Raw genomic sequence first — 1,598 nt, 5'->3', positions numbered from 1 at the left:
GCCGGACGGCCGGAAGAAGGGAAGTTCGGACTGAGTTTCGCAGCTTGCTCATCACACTGCGAGCGCATATAGCGACCCCCAAGGCGTCCGACTCTGCCGAGAAGCGGACGTCTGGTCATTCGACCGGCGACAGTTGGACTCAGTCTTCCATCTCGTACGGGAACGCCTGCCATACGTCGCCTACGTGCTCACGGTCGGCTCGGTGGCCAACATCCAGCCGAGCGACTACGGCGAGCGATGGGTCGTCATCCACCAGGTGGACCATCGCGTCGATGACGCAGGCACCGTCGAGATTCGGGTCGTTGACTCCGTCGAGGACCACCCACGAGTTGTCGGCCGTGTGAATCACTGTGAGCGCGGGCAACTCGCCGTCGGCGACCGTCCGCTGCACCGTAGCGCCGAGTTGGTGCGGGAAACGGCCGTCCGGGAACGGGAACGGCACGTGTTGGAAGACTTCGTGGGCCACGACCACTCATCCTCGCATGATGCTCGAAGAAGATCAGGTGCACGCTAGCCGCGATCCGCGCGCTACAGGCCGTGATGGCCCAGCTGGCGGTTCGGCGCGCGGATCTGGCCGATGAGAGTGTGTTGAGGTCGGCGGGCCGGACGGTCACCGTTCTTCGAGGGAAGGACGGTCGAGCGCGGCGAGTCGGTTGAGGATGCCGATGACATGTGCCAAGTCGTGCCATACGACCATCGTTCGGTCCCCCGGTGCGGTCAGCATGTCCCGCATCGATCGGACATCGTCCGTCAACTGGCCCACGGTCGGCTCGGGCACACCAACGGCACCAAGGCGAAACGCGTCCCAGGCACCGATCGTCCAGTAGTAGTCCGCGTCAAGGTCGATGACCTTCCCATGCCGCTTCTCGATCTCGTCGAGCAACAACGCCAACGCCTGCCGCAGGTCCCCCAAGGACACGAGCACTTCACCGGCCACGGACCTACCCTGCCGTACGACGTTTCGACTCGCTCGAGCGCACTCTTCTGCCGCTGGTCGTACGTGGCGGCGCGTCGGCGGTTGTCACGCTGTGTACATCGTTCCGACGGCGAGCCTGTGTATCCACTGCGTTCTCGTGCCGATGCCGCCGGGTGGCTCGACTCGCTGCGTGACATGGCGTCGTTGCTCGACGCAGAGGTCCTCTTCGTTAGCCGTTCGAGTGGCGAGGGCGTCGCATGACGGCATAGAAGTTTTCCTTCGCCAGGATGTTGACCAGCTCCCACGCTTGGCCTTCGAGCACTTCGATTGCGGCGAGTAGGCGAGGCATCGCCTGCCGGGATGCGCTGAAGCCCGTGTCTGCATGGACGAGGAGATACCGGTGGGGGTAGTCGTCGAGGTCCACCGTGCCGTCGAGCACATTCGCAGAGGATACGAGGCGCTGCTCGAACGGATCTTCCCCTCGCCTCATGTCGGCCAGACTATCCGAATCGTCGGCACTCGATCAAAGGAGGCCAGCTCAGACCAGACCAGGCGCAAGTGAGATGTCCGCTCATGGCACCCCTCTGTGTCAAGAGGCGGCGAGGGCCGGTGTTCTAGAGTGGGTGGTGGCGGGTCCGGGAAGTGGCTTGTCCGAAGTGCTGGCTGTCGGGATTGAGCCGGC

At 64.0% G+C, this 1,598-nt stretch carries 3 protein-coding genes; all 3 read right to left on the bottom strand.

The genetic code is table 11. The annotated features are described in order from the left end of the window. Nucleotides 1-139: 139 nt before the first annotated feature. Nucleotides 140-466 (bottom strand): hypothetical protein, encoded by a 327-nt coding sequence (locus ABZS66_RS61650; protein WP_354774276.1) that lies wholly within the window; start codon nucleotides 464-466, stop codon nucleotides 140-142. Between the two features lie 144 nt (nucleotides 467-610). Next, nucleotides 611-937, bottom strand: coding sequence for a hypothetical protein (locus ABZS66_RS61645; protein ID WP_354774274.1), 327 nt, complete (start codon nucleotides 935-937; stop codon nucleotides 611-613). 208 nt (nucleotides 938-1,145) lie between these two features. Then, complete coding sequence (locus ABZS66_RS61640; protein ID WP_354774272.1) at nucleotides 1,146-1,355, bottom strand: hypothetical protein; 210 nt, start codon at nucleotides 1,353-1,355, stop codon at nucleotides 1,146-1,148. Nucleotides 1,356-1,598: the final 243 nt, after the last annotated feature.

Source organism: Dactylosporangium sp. NPDC005572, from assembly GCF_040605515.1.
GTDB lineage: Bacteria > Actinomycetota > Actinomycetes > Mycobacteriales > Micromonosporaceae > Dactylosporangium.
Note: the sequence above shows the minus strand (reverse complement) of the source record. Positions and strands in the feature narration are given on the sequence as shown.